The sequence below is a fragment of the Paraburkholderia bengalensis genome, from assembly GCF_037126505.1.
GTDB classification, from domain to species: Bacteria; Pseudomonadota; Gammaproteobacteria; order Burkholderiales; family Burkholderiaceae; genus Paraburkholderia; species Paraburkholderia bengalensis.
This window is the reverse complement of record NZ_JACFYJ010000228.1, coordinates 1-1,935: the sequence shown is the minus strand read 5'-3', so window position 1 is coordinate 1,935 and position 1,935 is coordinate 1. Positions and strand designations below refer to the sequence as shown.

Genomic DNA, 1,935 nt, shown 5'->3' with positions numbered 1-1,935 from the left:
GGGAACAGTTCATCTCGTTCGACAAGAAGGCCGTGTCGCTCCTGACGAAGCAGGGCCATTCCGCCACACTGTTGTAATGAAGGTCGCCGGCCGGCGACCCTTCGCCAAGCCGTTCCATGGCTCGCGCAAGGTATCGATCAGCACCGCTGGTAGTCGCTCCCATATCCGAGCAAGCGCCGCCGGTATTTCCTTACCAAGCTTTGCTCGTCCCTTGCTCATCACCTCTCCGTATTCGCTCAGCAGCCCACGCAGTCCGTTGATCTGCATCGTGCGAAACTTCACCAACTGCTCGCGCATCCGGTGCAGCGCTAGCATCGCCTGCTGCATCTCGGTCTTTACCGCCACCGGCTTGCCCGGCTGTTGCACCGCTAGCCAGATCGCGCGGGCGTCCGCCGCATCGTTCTTGTTACGGATGTTGAACGCCTTCACGAACTCGGCCGGCATCAGCCTCACCTCGTGCCCCATCTGCGTCAGTTGCCGAGCCCAGTGATGCGCGCCTCCACAAGCCTCCATCCCAATCAGACACGGCGCTCGGTTGGCGAAGTGCTCGAGGAACTTGGCACGCTTGATCGGCTTGTTCACGATCTCTCCGGTTGTCTGATCGACGTAATGCACCTGGAAAACATGCTTGGCGATATCGACGCCCACGGCCATACTGTTCATCGCGGATCCTCCGGTTGCCGAGAAATGCCTGCATTTTCCACCTGGGCACATCGATGCCGCTGGCCCGCGAGGATCCACCGTCCTTTGCTTTCTCGCTCACGGGTGGGACGCGTTCATATCATTCCCTGAAATTTCGCCTTCCAGCAGGTCGCGTATAAACTCGACCCAAAGGAAGGAAGGCAGCGATGTCAAGGTACCGCACCAGGTGTATTCGGCGGAGTTCAGGGAAGCCGCCGTGCAACGAATCAAGGATGGGCAAGGCGTGAGCGCCGTGGCCCGCGAATTGGGTATGTCGACGCAGACCCTGCGCAACTGGCTGAAGGCTTTCGAGGCCGGCAAGCTGAATGGTCCCGGAGCGAAGGCCGTCACGGCGGAACAGATGGAGCTGTCGCGGCTGCGGGCGGAGAACAAGCGCTTGCAGATGGAGCTGGAAATCGCAAAAAACGCGGCGGCGTGTGTGCTATGAAAGCTGTTTGATCGATGAGGGTGGGCCCCTCGGTGCCGTCTTTCAGGAGAAGGCATCAAACCACTTCAAGCTGCGGCGTTTAAGAGACGCCGTGGTGAGCGTTGAAGCAAAAGGCGCAACGAATGGGGAAATTACGGTCGGCATTGACAATGAGCCGCAAAGGAAGTTGCTGGGATAACGCGCCGACGGAAAGCTTCTTCAACAGCCTGAAGAAGGAGCGCGTGCACGGCACGAGGTATCGCACGCATCGCGAAGCCGTCGCGGACTTGTTCGAATACATCGAAGTGTTTTATAACCGCAGTCGTCGTCATTCATCGCTTGGCTTCATGTCGCCAACCCAGTTCATGCAAGACTGGCTTGTGGCTCAGCGGACAAGGGATGCGGCTGCATAACATGGGGCCTCTGGAAGGCGAAAAACCGGGGGAACCTCAGAACACAGGGACCCAGGTTGTATGTTCCCGGAGAAATCAGGCCATACTCGGACTTCGATGAGGTCAGATTCTTGTCTGTCGATCAGAATCTCGTCGACTATCTCAAGGCCAGCAGATTTCCGTTTCGGGAAAATTAATGATTCGTCGCTACGTAGCTGGAAAAGCAAGATCTTAATGGAACGGAGGAGTGATGGGTTTCAGCGAGAGGATCGATTTCGACGCTCAAGATTTCGTTGAAACTGTTGTCTTGAGGGTTGTCGTTTCCCGAATAGCCGGTCTGACCTCGTGATCCGTAGGTGTGCGTAATTCGGATGTAGCAACCCGCGACCCTTTTGCCATCTCGATAGATAGTTCCTGTAAATCCGGTTTCCGACG

Annotated in this window: 1 protein-coding gene and 2 pseudogenes; 2 read left to right on the top strand and 1 reads right to left on the bottom strand. The window is 57.0% G+C overall.

The annotated features are described in order from the left end of the window. Window positions 1-99: 99 nt before the first annotated feature. Window positions 100-663 (bottom strand): annotated as a pseudogene (locus H3V53_RS42845) (IS110 family RNA-guided transposase); the annotation flags it as partial. 235 nt (window positions 664-898) lie between these two features. On the opposite strand from H3V53_RS42845, the gene H3V53_RS42840 reads away from it, so the two are divergent. After that, window positions 899-1,129 carry a transposase gene (locus H3V53_RS42840; RefSeq protein WP_419539756.1) on the top strand — a complete coding sequence of 77 codons (231 nt, stop codon included), beginning with the start codon at window positions 899-901 and terminating at the stop codon, window positions 1,127-1,129. A gap of 146 nt (window positions 1,130-1,275) precedes the next feature. Continuing rightward, window positions 1,276-1,521: pseudogene (locus H3V53_RS42835) on the top strand (IS3 family transposase); the annotation flags it as partial. Between the last annotated feature and the right edge of the window lie 414 nt (window positions 1,522-1,935).